Annotated in this window: 12 protein-coding genes and 1 tRNA gene; 8 read left to right on the top strand and 5 right to left on the bottom strand. The window is 51.4% G+C overall.

Annotated features, from left to right (window positions below):
- Positions 1-98: 98 nt before the first annotated feature.
- Complete coding sequence (locus BXP70_RS16120; protein WP_086595134.1) at positions 99-1,310, top strand: aspartate aminotransferase family protein; 1,212 nt, start codon at positions 99-101, stop codon at positions 1,308-1,310.
- Here the strand turns inward: BXP70_RS16120 and BXP70_RS16115 are convergent.
- Complete coding sequence (locus BXP70_RS16115; protein WP_086595133.1) at positions 1,307-1,762, bottom strand: tellurite resistance TerB family protein; 456 nt, start codon at positions 1,760-1,762, stop codon at positions 1,307-1,309. The two genes, BXP70_RS16120 and BXP70_RS16115, sit on opposite strands and share 4 nt — an antisense overlap.
- A gap of 253 nt (positions 1,763-2,015) precedes the next feature.
- Here BXP70_RS16115 and pfkA point away from each other — a divergent pair, with 253 nt between their 5' ends.
- Together pfkA and BXP70_RS16105 are read left to right on the top strand one after the other, a co-directional pair.
- Positions 2,016-2,987, top strand: coding sequence for a 6-phosphofructokinase (gene pfkA, locus BXP70_RS16110; protein WP_086595132.1), 972 nt, complete (start codon positions 2,016-2,018; stop codon positions 2,985-2,987).
- 114 nt (positions 2,988-3,101) lie between these two features.
- Complete coding sequence (locus tag BXP70_RS16105) at positions 3,102-3,740, top strand: hypothetical protein (RefSeq protein WP_086595131.1); 639 nt, start codon at positions 3,102-3,104, stop codon at positions 3,738-3,740.
- Here the strand turns inward: BXP70_RS16105 and miaA are convergent.
- On the bottom strand, positions 3,737-4,672 hold the full coding sequence (gene miaA, locus BXP70_RS16100) for a tRNA (adenosine(37)-N6)-dimethylallyltransferase MiaA (protein ID WP_086595130.1): 936 nt from the start codon (positions 4,670-4,672) through the stop codon (positions 3,737-3,739). The two genes, BXP70_RS16105 and miaA, sit on opposite strands and share 4 nt — an antisense overlap.
- Complete coding sequence (locus BXP70_RS16095; protein WP_245849660.1) at positions 4,669-5,745, bottom strand: glycosyltransferase; 1,077 nt, start codon at positions 5,743-5,745, stop codon at positions 4,669-4,671. Before BXP70_RS16095 ends, miaA begins: the two co-directional genes overlap by 4 nt.
- Before the next feature lie 187 nt (positions 5,746-5,932).
- On the opposite strand from BXP70_RS16095, the gene BXP70_RS16090 reads away from it, so the two are divergent.
- The 3 genes from BXP70_RS16090 (at position 5,933) to BXP70_RS16080 (ending at position 11,301) form a co-directional block, all read left to right on the top strand.
- Complete coding sequence (locus tag BXP70_RS16090) at positions 5,933-10,003, top strand: PAS domain S-box protein (protein ID WP_086595128.1); 4,071 nt, start codon at positions 5,933-5,935, stop codon at positions 10,001-10,003.
- 56 nt (positions 10,004-10,059) lie between these two features.
- Positions 10,060-10,437 (top strand): response regulator, encoded by a 378-nt coding sequence (locus BXP70_RS16085; RefSeq protein WP_086595127.1) that lies wholly within the window; start codon positions 10,060-10,062, stop codon positions 10,435-10,437.
- 96 nt (positions 10,438-10,533) lie between these two features.
- Positions 10,534-11,301 (top strand): MBL fold metallo-hydrolase, encoded by a 768-nt coding sequence (locus BXP70_RS16080; protein WP_086595126.1) that lies wholly within the window; start codon positions 10,534-10,536, stop codon positions 11,299-11,301.
- A gap of 22 nt (positions 11,302-11,323) precedes the next feature.
- Here BXP70_RS16080 and BXP70_RS16075 read toward each other — a convergent pair whose 3' ends face one another.
- Positions 11,324-12,154: an FkbM family methyltransferase gene (locus BXP70_RS16075; protein WP_143436528.1), complete on the bottom strand. Its 831-nt coding sequence runs from the start codon at positions 12,152-12,154 to the stop codon at positions 11,324-11,326.
- 399 nt (positions 12,155-12,553) lie between these two features.
- Here BXP70_RS16075 and BXP70_RS16070 point away from each other — a divergent pair, with 399 nt between their 5' ends.
- Complete coding sequence (locus BXP70_RS16070; RefSeq protein WP_086595124.1) at positions 12,554-14,101, top strand: NFACT RNA binding domain-containing protein; 1,548 nt, start codon at positions 12,554-12,556, stop codon at positions 14,099-14,101.
- Positions 14,102-14,158: 57 nt separating this feature from the next.
- Here BXP70_RS16070 and BXP70_RS16065 read toward each other — a convergent pair.
- A tRNA-Leu gene (locus tag BXP70_RS16065) sits at positions 14,159-14,241 on the bottom strand.
- A gap of 268 nt (positions 14,242-14,509) precedes the next feature.
- On the opposite strand from BXP70_RS16065, the gene BXP70_RS16060 reads away from it, so the two are divergent.
- On the top strand, positions 14,510-14,974 hold the full coding sequence (locus BXP70_RS16060; RefSeq protein ID WP_086595123.1) for a low affinity iron permease family protein: 465 nt from the start codon (positions 14,510-14,512) through the stop codon (positions 14,972-14,974).
- Position 14,975 lies beyond the last annotated feature (1 nt).

Genomic DNA, 14,975 nt, shown 5'->3' with positions numbered 1-14,975 from the left:
CCGCTGCCACGCGAGCCGCTACGTTTATCCGCAGCCTTGTTGCCTAATTACTCTTCGGCATGCATACTTTTGCGGCTTGAATTTGTTTGTACCGTACTATGCTTACGCCGCGCCAGCTCTTCCTTCGCCACCAGGCTCAAACGTCTGATTTCCCCTTACTTCTCGAAATCGAACGTGCAGAGGGCGTATACATGTATGCGCCCGGTGGCCGCCGTTACCTCGATCTGATTTCGGGCATTGGCGTCAGCAACGTAGGCCACCGCCACCCGCGGGTAGTGCAGGCCATTAAAGACCAAGCCGATAAATACCTGCACTTAATGGTGTACGGCGAGCTAGTGCAAGCGCCACCGGCCGAGCTAGCCGAAGCGCTGCACCAAACCTTGCCTGCGCACCTGGATAATGTGTACTTCACCAACTCCGGCACGGAGGCCGTAGAGGGTGCCCTGAAGCTAGCGAAGCGCCATACCGGCCGCACCGAGCTGATTTCCTGCCACCGGGCTTACCATGGCTCCACGCAGGGCGCGCTGTCGGTTACGGGTTCCGAGAGTTTCAAGCGTAGCTACCGCCCCCTCCTCCCCGATGTACGCCACATCGAGTTCAACGACTTTGCAGACCTAGCCTTGATCACGGAGCGCACGGCCGCTGTTATCATCGAAACGATCCAGGGCGAGGCAGGTGTGCGGGTACCCGTTGCTGGCTATTTACAAGCCCTGCGCAAGCGCTGCCTACTCACCGGCACCCTGCTGATTCTGGATGAAATCCAGTGTGGCTTTGGGCGCACCGGCACGTTCTGGGCTTTCGAGCAGTTTGGCCTGTGGCCCGATATCCTAGTGTGCGCCAAAGGAATGGGTGGCGGGATGCCCATTGGGGCGTTTATTTCTTCCCAGCAAATCATGGCGGGGTTTAAGACGAACCCCGTGCTAGGTCACTGCACCACGTTTGGCGGGCACCCGGTATCATGTGCGGCGTCGTTGGCGACGCTACGCGTTATTCAAGAAGAGCAGCTACTGGCGAGCGTACACGAAAAAGCCGCCCGTTTTCGGCGGCTTTTGCAACATCCTGCTATCCGGGCCGTGCGTGGACATGGGCTCCTGATGGCGGTAGAGTTTGATTCGTATGATGTGCTCAAGCCTATTATTGATCGGGCGCTAGAGCACGAGGATATTCTGACGGATTGGTTTCTGTTTTGTGACAATTCGCTGCGCTTGGCGCCTCCTCTTATCATTACCAACGCAGAAATTGATGAGGCTTGCGCAGCCTTATTGCGGGCTATCACGTACGTAACGCAGCAGCCGGCGGCGAATGCCTAGCCCTTGCTATTCTGATCGTTGCACTCAAAGCGAAGGAAATTTTGGGTATCCTCCTTTATTTGCTCACGTGGCAAGCCATCCTTCACTCCCATCGAAATCTTACGCACTAGCACTCCCACAATAGCTTTGCGGAAACCTAGGCGCTCGGCCATCTCAATGCAGAAGTCCATTTCATTTTCGTCCACGATGCCATCGGCGAGCATCATGTCTACCAAGTCAAATATTTGGTCGAAGCGTTCCGAGTCGTTGTCAGGGATGAGCATTTTAACACTTCCCGCGTTGGCCACAATATTGCGAACCTCCGTGGGGCGCATGCCGTTTTTCTTACCAACGGCTACGATAAAACTCATTTCTCGTTCGTCAATGTGGCCATCGGCTTTGGCCAGGGTTGCCAGGTTGATGAGGTGGCTCTTTACTTTCTTTGTCTGCTCATTTTCAAAAAAACCAAACATACAAACTGGTGCTTATAAAGGGTGGAGGGTTAAGGAAGCTAACCTTGTAGAACAAAGCGCAAATCAGGGCGGAGGGCAGGTAAGTTAGCGCCTAGGTTGCTCAATTCCAACAGAATCGCATACGTAGCCAGCAGAAAAAAAGCCGTTTGTTTTCCTCATTTATGATTGCATTGGATAATGCCTGTATTTTTTCGGAAGGGATTTCCCACCTTTGCCCTGTCCGCTTCGGGCATTTTCCGCTTATTACATTACCATGAAACGTATAGGAGTCTTTACCAGCGGGGGTGATTCGCCGGGCATGAATGCCTGCGTCCGGGCTGTAGTGCGTACGGCTGTGTATCACGGCATTGAGGTGTATGGTATCATGCGCGGCTACAGCGGCATGATTAAGGGCGAGTTTATTAAGCTCGACTCGGCCTCGGTTGCTAACACGGTGCAGCGCGGCGGCACGATTCTCAAATCGGCACGCAGTCAGAAGTTTATGACCAAGGAAGGCCGACAGCAGGCGTTCGACCAACTGGTCAACCACGGCATTGAGGGCTTGGTTGCCATCGGCGGCAATGGCACGTTTACCGGCGCCATGATCTTCGAGCGGGAGTTTGGCATCCCTACCGTTGGGGCCCCCGGCACCATCGACAACGACCTGTTCGGCACCGACTACACCATCGGCTACGACACAGCCGTGAACACTGCCCTGGAGGCCATCGACAAGATCCGCGATACCGCCGACTCGCACGACCGTTGCTTCTTTATTGAAGTAATGGGGCGCGACTCAGGCTATATCGCTATTCCGTGCGCCATTGGTGGCGGGGCTGAAATTGTAATGGTTCCGGAAACACAGATGTCGGAAGAGGCTGTGATTGAAACGCTGCGCAACAGCTGGCGTCGCTCCAAAACCTCGTTTATCGTGGTAGTGGCCGAAGGAGAAAAGGAAGGCAACGTAACCCACGTAGCGGCCCGCGTGAAGGAAGCTATTCCGGAGCTTGACGCCCGCGTTACCATTATTGGGCACGTGCAGCGCGGCGGTGCTCCCACCGCCTCCGACCGTTTGCTAGCTTCCCAAATCGGCATTGCAGCCGTAGAAGGCCTCATGAACGGCATGCGTAACGTGATGGCTGGCATCATCGACCGTAAGCTCGTGTACACCCCCTTCGAGGATACCATCTATAAGAAAAAGATGCTAAGCCAGAGCTTTATGCGGATGGTAGAAATCCTGAGCGTATAGTCGACCTAGGTTCTTCATTAACAATCTATTATTAGCGCGCCTTACCAGGCGCGCTTTTTTTGTAGCCTTAAGAAAAAGAGTACTTTGCTAGCCTCATATACTTAGCGACATTTTATGATTAATCGTTACCGCATCCTCGGCTCCATTCTTCTTCTGAGCGCCGCTACAATGCCTACTTTTTCGCAAAACGCTCCTACGGCTTCGCCTGCCCGCGCTACTTGGCAGCTAGGTCTAGGTTCGGCGGGCATGGGAACCGGTGACTACATGTGTTTTAAAGCGCATGTAGAGTATACGCCGCTATTTGGTCGCTACCTAGGTACGGGTACTCGGCTAGCTTTCGTGAATGGCAGCCGTGAATCCTATAACTGGCTAAAGCATCCCACTGCTACTAGCTTCGGCATTAGGGTCCCTTTTGTAATGGGCTACCAAGCGTTCAATGCAGAACAGGAAGTATACGTTTATCCCTTCGGCAACGATAAGCAAGTGTTATTTGCCGTGGGTGGCGGTGGCTACCTAGGTTACTCCAACCGCTATGGTGCTCCTGAAATGCGTGGTGACTTCACCAACAATACGAGCGAGGTTGTCCTCGACCATGAGCAGGGAGTGCACGCTGGCTACATGTTCTCCCTAAATCTCGATGTGGCGCTTACTTCTGATCAACGCTGGCTTGTCGGGGGCAAGGCGGCCTTTCAGAACGATACGTTTGGCAACTCCCTGGCTTCTCTGCAAGTGAAGCTAGGTCATCGATTCTAACCGTTATTATCTAGTCTACTCAGCAAGTTAGGTACCTGGTTTTCTGTTTGCTCCGGGTGCAGCCACGTGTAGGCGGGGTCGCGGCGAAACCACGTAAGCTGCCGCTTGGCGTAGTGCCGCGTGTTGCGCTTCAGCAAGCGCACAGTTTCGGGCCAATCCTGAAGGCCGTCGAGGTAGTCAAATAGCTCTTTATAGCCAACGGTTTGCAGCGCGTTGTGATGCCGATACGGCAGCAAGCCTTTCACTTCCTCTAATAGCCCCGCTTCTATCATCTGATCTACCCGCAGGTCAATGCGTTGATACAGTTCCTCCCGCTCTCGGTTGAGTACGACCTTCACGGTATGGAATGGCCGCTCTACCTCACTTTTCCGGGCGTGGAAGCTGGAAAAAGGCTGCCCCGTGCTGCGCGTAACTTCCAGCGCCCGCACAACGCGCTGCGGATTCTGACGGTCGATGCGGGCGTAGGTCACAGGGTCGAGGCGCGCTAGCTCCGCTACCAACGTTTCCAGACCTAGGTCCTGCAGTTCGCTTTGAAGCGCAGCACGTATTTCAGGATTAGTTGCAGGCATTTCGTCGAGCCCTTCCGTTACGGCTTGCAAGTACAAGCCTGAGCCCCCCGTCAGAATAACAACCCGATGCCGTTGAAATAGCTCCGCCAAAACGCTCAGGGCTTCTTCTTCAAAACGACCAGCGTTATACTCCTCACTGATACTATGCGAGTTGATAAAGTGGTGTGGTACACCCTGCATCTCCTCGGGCGTGGGTTTGGCCGTACCAATACTCAGTTCCCGAAAAAACTGCCGCGAGTCAGCCGACACGATTTCGGTTTGGTATTGCTGCGCCAAATGCACGCACAAGGCCGTTTTACCCACAGCCGTTGGGCCGGCGACTACCAGTAGCGTTGGCGCAGCAGGAAGCAATAAGGTACTCATGCGGATGTTGATTGTGGCTCAGTAAGCGGCGCATACAGCGCCAACAAATGTTGCTCTTCCCGTTGCCAGTTCAGTTCAAGACGTGCCCGACGGCAGTTAGAGGCTAGCTGTTGGTAGCGGCTAGGCTCGTCGCGCAACAGCCGGTTGAGCGCAGTAGCAATAGAAGCAGGAGTTAGGTCCACAATTTCAGCTACCTCATACTGATCATTCAGCTGCCGGTATTCCGGAAAGTCAACCAGTATTTGTGGAATACCGGCATGCAGATAGTCGAAGAATTTATTTGCCAGTGAGTAGTAATAACTCAGCCCTTGCGGCTCCAGCAGCATTACTCCTACTGCCGCTTGCCGCGTAATCTCGCGGAGCTGCTCAGGCAAGACAAAGCCCTTAAATTCTACCTTGCCGCTTGCTAACAGACCTAGGTGTGCAGCCCGCTCCCGCAGCTCTGCCGACAGGTCTCCTTCCCCGCAGAGTACCAATCTTCCGGCTACTTGTGGCATTGCATCCAGCAACGCTTCCAGCCCCCGCCCGACGTTCAGCATGCCTTGGTAGAGAATGTAGCCTTCGGGCGGTGCACCTAGAGGTACCGGAGGCAGAGTGGTTTCGGTAAGCCGACTGATATTACGCACGACTTCAAAAGGACGACCATACCGTTGCCTGAATAACTGCGCCAGGGCTGGTCCAACAGTGTAGGCGAGGGTAGCACGCGGCACCACGACTTGCTCTATCAAACGCCAGACCCGCTGCACAATCGGACGCGCTACGACCTCCGGCATTTCCGTGAACAGCTCGTGGGCATCATACACAAAAGGCTGCTTACCTAGCTTCGCCCGCAGCCACACCGGTAGCGCCGTATCAAGGTCGATGGCACACCAGACGGTAGCGTGTTGGCCCAGCAAGAAGAAGAAAAGGCGTAAGTTAAATTCCAAATAAAACAACTTTCCCTTCGTGAACCAGCAGCGCAAACGGTGCTGTCGGTAGGGCTGCTCAGCTAAGGGCAAAGAGTGAGGCAATACTCTTCCAACGAGTAGTACATCGTGGCCGTGGCGTGCCAAGCTGCTACAGATACGCTGCATTCGCTGATCATAATTCAAATCAGTCGTAACTGTAAATAGTACTAAACTCATAAAGAATATTCTTGCTCCATTTTTTAACGTAGTCTACCGAAGACAAAAGAACTTATCTGGGATATTTTCGACAAATTTAGGGGTAAAATCGAGGCACCTGTTTAGCTGGAACAAGGGGCCGTTGCCGTCCTTATCAATGCCTATTCGCTCTATCCCCTCTCCTACTCCTGCTGTCGCTCAGCCTGGGCTCGCTTCGCCGGACGCGTTTTATCGTACGCTGTTTGAGGAGGCCTATGATGGGCTGCTGCTCTACGACGAACACGGAGTCCTGCTTGATTGCAATCAAACGGTGCTGCGTTTTCTAGGCACCACGCGCGCCATGCTGCTGGCCTCCGGGCTAATGGCGTATGCGGCCCCGGCTACTGTGGAACAGCCCGACCAATGGTTTTCAGCTACTACGTTGCACGAGGCGGTTATTCGCACAGCACGAACGGGGCAACCTTTTTCTAAAGGCTGGCAGGGTTGGCAAGGCAAAGTTGCCTTCAACGGCTGGGCAACTTTACACCGCGTAGTACTTCCAGGTGGCTTAGTTCGCGTGCAGCTTACTCTCCGCGAATCAACCCCGGCAGCCCAGGCCCCAGAACCGAGCCAAGCGTTGGTGGCTACCCATAGCCGCCAACAGCTCCGCGACCTGCTGACGCACACTAGCTTGAGCTATTTGATGCTCGACCGTGAAGGTATTGTCAGGGACGTAAACGACTATTTCTTAGATTTTACGGAATATACCCGCGAGGAAGTAGTCGGTCGCAACTACTATGACTTATTCAGTCCGCTTACGGAACGGGAGCTTCGCCGGAATAGCTACCTAGGTCTTATTCAGGAAGAACAGTTACAAGAATACTACGAGCGCGCACTCCTGACGAAATCTGGCCAGATCCGCATGGTGTACTGGCACGCAGAATTTACGTACGACGAAGCGCATAAAATCTCCGGAATTTTCGTCGTTGGGCGTGACCTAACTGATGGGCACGTTACGGCGCGTGCTTTGTCGGATAACCGTCATCGGCTACAAGATTTTTTCGACAACGCGCACGACCTGATTCAGAACCTTAGCATCGACAACCGCTTCTTGTTTGTGAACAAGGCGTGGAAGGAAAAGCTAGGCTACGACGACGACGACCTGCCTCACCTCACCCTTGGCGACGTAGTGCACCCCTACTATAAAGCCAAACTGCTCTACCAGCTTCGCAACCTCTACAAGGGTGAAAAAGTCAACAAACTCGAGACGGTATTCCTGACGAAATCGGGTAAGCCGGTACACTTGATCGGTAGTATTTCTTGCTCGTGGCAAGATGCGGAGCCCGTGTCTACGCGCGCCATCCTGCACGACATCACGGACCGTATAAAGGCTGAGCGGCTACAGAAGGTATACTACAGCATTGCCAACCTAGCAATTAGCTCCAAGGACTTACACTCTTTGTACGGTGCTATTCACCGGGAGCTGAGTAAAATCATTGAAACCAACAACTTCTATATCGCGCTCTGCGATGAAGAACGCACACAGCTCCAGTTCGCGTACTTCGTTGACCAGAACTCCCAGGGCGAGCAGCACAATAAGTCGCGGCCGTTCTCCTCAGGCATCTCCGAATACATCATTCGCACGGGCCGGCCTCAGTTCCTTTTAAAAGCGGAGTTGCAAGAGCTTATTGCCAACGGCACTATCACGGCTTATGGCTTGATGCCAGAAGTTATGCTGTGCTCACCGCTGAGTATTGGCGAGCGGATCATTGGGGTAATTACCGTACAAGACTACCACAAAGCCGATGCTTATGCGGCCGGCGACATTGAGATTCTGCACTTCATTTCCAACCAAGTTGCGCTCGCCATCGAGCGGAAGCGCAATGAAGTACAGATCAACAAGCAAAATGCCCGCTTAAACGCAATTTTCGAGAGCGGCTCCCACTTGATGTGGTCCGTGGATACGCATTCACGCCTCACTTCTTTCAACCGCAACTACTCCGCTTATTTCTTGCGGCGCAATGGCGTTTATCCGGCCCTCAACATCAATCTTTGGCAAGCTGACCAAGCCATGATGGATGAGGAAACGCGGGAGCTATTTGCTCAGAACTACCGCAAAGTCTTCGAAGGACGGCCCCAACGTTTCGAGGTGCGCCTGAACGACGTGAAAGGCCAGGATACTTGGCACGAAATCTACCTGAATCCCATCTACTTAGATGATGGCTCCTTCGAGGAAATTTCGGGCATTGCGCACGATATCACGGAGCAAAAACGCTCGCAACTGGAGCTAGCCGCGCAGGAAGAAAAATTCCGCGCCATCTTCGAATCGTTCCAGGACGTGTACTACCGCACCGACGAGCAAGGCATTCTTACGCTAGTCAGCCCCTCGGTACAAGATATGCTGGGGTATACACCTGAGGAAGTTACGGGCACTCCTATTGCTGACTACTATGTGTACCCTCAGGAGCGGGATGGCATTGTAAATAGTCTTCAAACCCAAGGTGCGGCCCGCAACTTTGAACTTGCCATGCGCCACAAGGATGGGTACTCCGTGAGCGTATTGGTGAACGCGCGACAAGTGAGTGGCGCTGGTGGCTCCGAAGGGATTGGTCGCGACATCACGGAGTTCAAGCAAATGCAGGATGACCTGCGAGCCGCTAAAGATGAAGCAGAAGCCGCTCTAGAAGCTAAAACGCAGTTCTTGGCTAATATGAGCCACGAGTTGCGCACGCCCATGAACGGCATTATCGGCATGATCGACCTGCTACACCAGACGGTAGCCTCGGAAGAGCAGGAAGAATATGTTGACACGCTGCGCAAGTCGTCGGAAGCTTTGTTGGCTATTCTCAACGATATCCTCGACCTATCGAAGATTCAGGCAGGTAAGCTGCAGGTCAGTGAGTCCGGCATTGATTTGCATTATACGCTCGACAAGATCCATTCGCTGTTTGCTAACCGAGCCAGCCAAAAAAATCTTGATTTTACGTATCACATTACGCCGCAAACGCCACGCTTCATCATCACTGATGAAACACGCCTGCTGCAAATTCTATCGAACCTGACGTCTAACGCCATCAAGTTCACGGCTCAGGGTTCGGTGAGCCTACAGGTGTCCTCGGTTGCTACAGATGGCGAAGAACACACGCTACGGTTCGCAGTACAAGATTCTGGTATTGGTATTTCGGAAGAGAACGAAAAGCTGCTCTTTAAAAACTTCACGCAGCTCGATACGACTCCGACCAAAGCATTTGGTGGTACGGGCCTAGGTCTGGCTATCAGCAAACAGCTTTCGGAACTACTCGGCGGCGAAATTGGGGTCTTCTCGCACGAAGGCGAGGGTAGTACTTTCTGGTTTACAATCCGCTGCCGTATAGCTTCCAACGCAGCTCAGATTGTGCAGGAGCGGGTAGCCTCTCGTGAGCGCACCCCCGAAGTAGTACGCTTCGAAATCACACCGCGGGTACTGCTCGTCGACGACAATCCGATCAACCAGAAGGTGGCGGTGCGGTTGCTCGATAAGCTAGGTTGCCAGAGTGATGTCGCCAATGATGGCTTTGAGGCAATTAGCCGGGCTACCGATCCTAAAGTGCATTACGATGTCATTTTCATGGATATCCAAATGCCCGAAATGGACGGCGTTACGGCTATGCAAGAGATTCGGCAGCGTTTGGGGAAGCAGTGCCCACCCGTGGTGGCCATGACGGCCTACTCGATGAAAGAGGACGCCGAACGCTTTGTGCAGCAGGGCATGGACGACTACGTGTCGAAGCCCGTGAAAACGCATGATCTGTACACAGTACTGCGTCGCTGGACGGCACCGAGTATAGTATTGCCAGACGAAACTCCAACCCCTGAAGTTGCTGTAGAAACACCAGCAGTGGTTGAAACCGACGCCTTACCTACAACCGATCTGATTGATTTGGACGTAGTAGAACAATTACGTCAGCTTGGTGGCCCCGAATTTGCGGCGCAACTTTACAGTGACTTCGAAACGGAAGCGGGACAGCTGCTGAAAGAGGCCACTGAACTCGTTACTTCCGGCGATTACAACCAGATATTACCTCATTTGCACCAGTTAAAAGGCACTGGCTTTACCCTCGGCATTAATCCAGTGGCCGAACAAGCCAAAACATTGGAGCATGACTTAAAAAAAGGACAAAGGGATAATGTTGAGCGGGATTTCCAACGCTTGCTGCGTTACTTTGCACAGTTCGTTGCTGCATACCCTTCTCTGATTCACTCTGCCTAGCTTAACAACAAACTCTTTATTCATCCACCATACCCGGCGTTTCTAATTTCATTTCCATGGCCGATTCTAAAACAATCCTAATTGCGGAGGATAGCTCCGTTATTCTAAACCTAACCAAGAAGATCCTAGAACTGCAGCGTTATCGCATTGTATCGGCCAAGAACGGCGGTGAGGTTATTAAGCAAGTAGAAACCCAACCCATCGATTGTGTGCTGATGGATATTAATATTCCTGTGAAGGATGGCATGGAATGCACACGTGAGATTCGACGCCATTCCGATCCGCGCATCGCGCAGCTGCCCATCATCGCCATCACCGGTAACGCTAATAACTACTCGATGGAGCAGTTTAAAGAAGCTGGCGTAACAGACTACTTACCTAAACCCCTTGACTTCGACGCGTTGGTACGCGTCGTAAAGCAATACGTGGGGTAGCCGGTTGAATTGCTAAATGAGTAAATGGTTGATTGCTCTAACACGTAGCTAGAGTAGTCAACCATTTGATCATACAACCGTTTAGCTATTCGACAGATGGAAATTACATTTCTCGGCACTGGCACTTCTCAGGGCGTCCCGGTAATTGGGTGCACATGTGCGGTATGCCGCTCTCTAGACTACCGTGACAAGCGACTGCGGGTGTCCGTACATTTGCAAGTGCAAGGAAAAAGCCTCATTATCGATTCGGGGCCTGACTTTCGCCAACAAGTCTTACGCGAACGGATCGACCACCTAGATGCGCTGCTGTTTACGCACGAGCATAAGGACCATACAGCGGGCCTCGATGATATTCGAGCTTACAATTTCCGGCAACGCCAAGACATGCCTGTATATGCCGAACCGCGGGTACTAGCGCAGTTAAAACAGGAATTCGCCTACATTTTTGCTGAGAAAAAATATCCTGGTGTGCCGCAAGTGCAACTTATGCCGCTTGCGAGCGATAAGGAACGCTTTTTCGTGCAGGGCGTGGAGGTACAGCCTATCCGTGCTTTACACTATAAGCTACCAGTACTTGGCTTTCGAATCGGAGGCTTTACTTACGTAACCGATGCTAACTACTTGGCGCCAGAGGCACTGGAGCAGATGCGCGGCTCCGAAGTCATCGTGCTGAATGCCTTGCGTAATGAGCCGCACATCTCACATTTTTCGCTGCCCGAGGCTGTTGCTATTCTAGAAGACCTAGCTCCGCAACGCGCCTATCTTACGCACATTAGTCACATGCTAGGCCGTCATCGGGAAGTGGAAGCAACCCTCCCCGATTTCATCCGTCTTGCGTACGATGGGTTGCGCGTACAACTATAAAGCGTCATCTAGAACCTAGGGCCTATTTCTGCTGCAGAGTTTCAAATACATCGGCTCTGACGAATGTTCGTTTGTAGAAGCTGAGGGAGTGCACCAGCTTATACCCGGCCTTGAGGAGTTTATTAGTTGAGTGATTTATACGGTTCATCGTTGCCAACACTTTGCCCGCTCGGTGGTGAAACTCGTCAAATTCAACTAAAATCACTCGAATATCTAGCTGATCACGAAGTAGATCTTCAATCACTACGTATTCAGAACCTTCTATTTCGATTTTCAGTAAATCTATATGCTGATGATTTAGACTCCGCATAATATTTACTAATTTATCCACTGGAGCTTCAATATAATCTTCCGTGTTTTGAAGATTTGTAATTGAATGGCCAGGGTAATTTTCTTTAGAAGGAGAATAGAATTTAACTGTCTTTTTCTCATTCCAAATGCCAGTCGCTAAAAACTGAATTGTATCGAATTGCGAGCGTTTCACTGTATAGACGTATTTCCCATCTCCTCCGCTCGCATTAAACTGTTCGCCACGTTCAGTTTTTTCTATCAGCGTATTAAAGTGATCTAAAGCATAAGGCATTGGATCAAAGATGAATACTTGAGAGTTGAACATGGTAGCTAGTTCAACATCCAATGAGATATCCACTCCCGCTCCTACGCAATAACAGATGGAGCTAGCTTCTAGGTAGTTACTAGGAACATAGTAGCCCTGAAAAGTTGACCCTAAATAAACTAAATCTTTTAGCGGCACTACATTTTCCTGCGACTTGAGAGCAACGATTTTCTTTGCTAGGTTTTTTATTACTTGCATGAAATTAAGTATTGTATTGATATCTGAGAAACGATTCAAGAAGAGAGTGAACTAGTACGATGACTGTTAAGCGAGTTATAATTTGTATAGAGTATAATTTACCACATATCTATAAAAAAGTAGTTTTAATTAATTGCAACATATATAGTCTCTGGCCTGATAAATCATTTGAAGCTTATCTAAAAACTTTCTATTGTAAATAAAACTTTATATTATCATAAGAACTCCGTGTCATTTTTCAGTCTAATAAATTGGCTTATAGTCTGCCTCTAATAGAGACTCTAAACTTGATCAAGAGGCTCTTGCTGAGCAGCAATGCGTATCAGTATCTGATAGGATTCATTAAATATATGCAATAATCTATCCTAATTTGTTACTGTTTGTTCTTCAGTTCTCAATGCTTGATGGGGCTGCACTTCAGCGCTATGGCATCATTCTATGCACAACAACTATTATTTCCTGCGCCAATTAGCTCCAGCTCTTACACAGAAGTTAGTTGGCTACCGTGTAACTACTTGCTTCTCACAGGAAAAAGATGAGCTAGTAATTGGCTTGACAGATGGGTTGCAGGAGTTTTGGCTCCGGGCGCAGCTTTCTGCTAGTTTTCCGGTACTGGCGCTGCCAGAAACATTTTCTAGAGCCCGAGCCAACTCAGTCGATTTATTACCTGGCTTGTTGGGGCGCACGGTAGCCAGCGTCGGAGTTTTTCCCAATGACCGGGTACTTACGCTCAGCTTTATGGATGGTGCTACACTCCTGTTCAAACTCTACGGACCACGCCCCAACGCTATCTTCCGTTCAGCACCGGATGCACCAACTGAACTGTTTCACCAGCGCTATGCAGCCGACGCGGACCTAGCTCCTCTCTCTAGTACTCCTACAACGGCAACAGATCCGCTCAAACGATACCCTAGCCTTGGCGATTTGCCGCCGCGCTATCTGCGTAGCCACGGCTACGACCAAGCCTCCCCTCCTCACAAAGAGGACCTAGTGCGATCCGTAGTAGCTACGTTGGAGAACCCAGCGCATTTTTATTTGATCATGCTTGATGGTCGTACGCGACTGAGTTTACTGCCCGTAGGGGAAGTAGAACAAACTCTACCGCCTGAGCCAATTGCAGCACTACGGTTGTTTGTGCCCTTATACCTAGGTCGGCGCTCGTACGAAATGGAGCTTCGCCAAGTTCGCCAACTGCTTGAGCGGCGTGCTGAGGAAGCCACTTTAGGTGCCAGCCAGGCGCGCGCACGCCTCCATGCCTTAGAGCACACGGCAGGCTACCGCCAAACGGCAGACCTAATTATGGCTAATCTGACTCAAATACCGCTGGGCGCCACGCAGGTAGAGGTATATGACTTCTACCAAGATCAAGCCCGCGTTTTGAAGCTGAAGGCGACGGAGACCCCCCAGCGCACGGCCCAAAACTTATACCGCAAAGCGAAAAATCAGAAAATCGAGGTGCAGGAGCTACAAGAGCGCGTAGAGCGGCGGGAGACGGAGGCCTTCTGGTGCTTGGAACGACTAGAGGAGCTAGCCGCTATCACTGATCTGCGGCTGCTGCGTACTTGGCGAAAGACCCATGACCTTCAGCCCGAAACAAAAGCGCCGACAGTCACTGAATTACCTTTCAAAGTTTTCGAAGACAGTGGCTTTACAATCATGGTGGGCCGCAATGCGCAGAATAATGATCTGCTCACCCAACGTTACGCTCACAAAGAAGACCTGTGGCTACACGCCAAAGACGTATCTGGCTCGCACGTTGTTATTCGGCACCGCGCTGGGCATGTAGTACCAGAACCGGTAGTGGAACGCGCGGCACAGCTAGCTGCTTGGTATTCGCGACGCAAGAACGATTCGCTCTGCCCCGTCACGGTGACGCCTAAGAAGTTCGTACGCAAGCCCAAGGGAGCAGTTCCTGGCGCCGTAATCGTGGAGCGCGAAAAAGTAGTACTGGTAGTGCCCGCCAACCCTTTCGAGCGAATAAGCTAGCGCAGTAGTAGGCCCTGAAAAGCAAAAAGCCCAACCAATATTGGTTGGGCTTTTTTGTGCGCGCGGGGAGATTCGAACTCCCACACCCGGAGGGCACCACCCCCTCAAGATGGCGTGTCTACCAGTTTCACCACGTGCGCAGTTGGTTTTAAACGTAGTATCCAGCAGATGCTTCAAAGCTTCTGACTTCGCTGAGGCGGCGAAGTGGGGACAAAAGTAGGCACTAACGCTTCGCGGTGCAAGCACAGGCGTTAGTTTTTTCTACAGTCTTCGCTTTACTATCCTTTTATTAAGCGGTTTGGGCTTATAACTCAGTCAGTAAGCTTCATCAAAAATTTATGCACCCAGAGGCACTTTGTACTTACTGTCTCTCCCACTACTACTGTACACATTCCCTACTGCCTTTTTATGTCCACCAAATCACTCTCTCCCTCTTCATCCTTCTTTGCCAGTTTTGCCGAGAGCATCACTAAGTTCTCCGGTTCTACCATGGCCTTCAGTGGCGCGCTAGCGCTGGTTATCGTTTGGGCCGCCGTCGGCCCCGTTTTTCATTATTCTGAAACGTGGCAGCTCGTTATCAACACCGGCACGACCATCATTACCTTCCTGATGGTTTTTTTGATTCAGCGGGCGCAGAACAAAGACTCGCTTGTGCTGCACCTGAAGCTTAATGAGCTCATAGCAGCTACAAAAGGCGCCAGCAACCGCCTCATCAACGCACAAGACTTTACGGAGAACGAAATCAACCTCATTCACCAGTACTATTGTCTGCTGGCAGAAAAAGCTAAGCTCGATAACGACCTAGGTCAGACTCACTCCGTGGAAGAGGCCGAAGAAAACCATGCGGAGAAGCTGAGTGCCCACCGAGACTGAA

This window comes from Hymenobacter crusticola (assembly GCF_002154225.1).
GTDB classification, from domain to species: Bacteria; Bacteroidota; Bacteroidia; order Cytophagales; family Hymenobacteraceae; genus Hymenobacter; species Hymenobacter crusticola.
This window is presented reverse-complemented; position numbering and strand designations above follow the sequence as displayed.

Excerpts from the sequence above, each read along its gene's own strand:
- BXP70_RS16060 (WP_086595123.1), top strand. The coding sequence starts at position 14,510 with ATGTCCACCAAATCACTCTCTCCCTCTTCATCCTTCTTTGCCAGTTTT.
- BXP70_RS16080 (WP_086595126.1), top strand. The coding sequence starts at position 10,534 with ATGGAAATTACATTTCTCGGCACTGGCACTTCTCAGGGCGTCCCGGTA.
- miaA (WP_086595130.1), bottom strand. The coding sequence starts at position 4,672 with ATGAGTACCTTATTGCTTCCTGCTGCGCCAACGCTACTGGTAGTCGCC.
- BXP70_RS16115 (WP_086595133.1), bottom strand. The coding sequence starts at position 1,762 with ATGTTTGGTTTTTTTGAAAATGAGCAGACAAAGAAAGTAAAGAGCCAC.
- BXP70_RS16105 (WP_086595131.1), top strand. The coding sequence starts at position 3,102 with ATGATTAATCGTTACCGCATCCTCGGCTCCATTCTTCTTCTGAGCGCC.
- BXP70_RS16070 (WP_086595124.1), top strand. The coding sequence starts at position 12,554 with ATGCACAACAACTATTATTTCCTGCGCCAATTAGCTCCAGCTCTTACA.
- BXP70_RS16085 (WP_086595127.1), top strand. The coding sequence starts at position 10,060 with ATGGCCGATTCTAAAACAATCCTAATTGCGGAGGATAGCTCCGTTATT.
- BXP70_RS16120 (WP_086595134.1), top strand. The coding sequence starts at position 99 with ATGCTTACGCCGCGCCAGCTCTTCCTTCGCCACCAGGCTCAAACGTCT.
- BXP70_RS16095 (WP_245849660.1), bottom strand. The coding sequence starts at position 5,745 with ATGCAGCGTATCTGTAGCAGCTTGGCACGCCACGGCCACGATGTACTA.
- pfkA (WP_086595132.1), top strand. The coding sequence starts at position 2,016 with ATGAAACGTATAGGAGTCTTTACCAGCGGGGGTGATTCGCCGGGCATG.
- BXP70_RS16090 (WP_086595128.1), top strand. The coding sequence starts at position 5,933 with ATGCCTATTCGCTCTATCCCCTCTCCTACTCCTGCTGTCGCTCAGCCT.